The organism is Pseudomonas sp. YuFO8 (assembly GCF_035065025.1).
Lineage (GTDB): Bacteria > Pseudomonadota > Gammaproteobacteria > Pseudomonadales > Pseudomonadaceae > Aquipseudomonas > Aquipseudomonas putida_AE.
This window is the reverse complement of sequence record NZ_JAXDEQ010000171.1, coordinates 1-411: the sequence shown is the minus strand read 5'-3', so window position 1 is coordinate 411 and position 411 is coordinate 1. Positions and strand designations below refer to the sequence as shown.

The 411-nt window shown below is 64.7% G+C and carries 1 protein-coding gene; it reads right to left on the bottom strand.

All coding sequences use genetic code 11. The features are described from left to right. Nucleotides 1-14: 14 nt before the first annotated feature. Nucleotides 15-411 (bottom strand): 2-C-methyl-D-erythritol 4-phosphate cytidylyltransferase (locus tag SOP95_RS31845; RefSeq protein ID WP_323609565.1); only part of this gene is annotated, 397 nt, incomplete at its 5' end.

Below are 411 nucleotides of genomic sequence, written 5' to 3'. Positions count from 1 at the left end.
CTCGGTGCAACTGACTACTGTCGGTTAACCCACCGCAACCGCAACCACTCGAGATCTTCCGCCCGGGTGACTTTGATATTGTCCGAGCGCCCTTCAATCAGGCGCGGCGCCTGACCCGACCATTCCATCGCCGAGGCTTCATCGGTAATCACCGCATCCGCCACCAAGCTGTCGGCCAACGCGCGGTGCAGGGCTCCGAGGCGGAACATCTGCGGCGTGTAGGCTTGCCAGATCAGGCTGCGGTCGACGGTCTCTACCACACGGCCGTGTTTGTCGACGCGCTTGAGCGTATCGCGGGCCGGCACGGCCAGCAGGCCGCCGACCGGGTCGTCAGCCAGCTCAGCCAGCAGTTTGTCGAGGTCATCGCGGCTCAGGTTCGGCCGCGCCGCATCGTGTACCAACACCCAATCC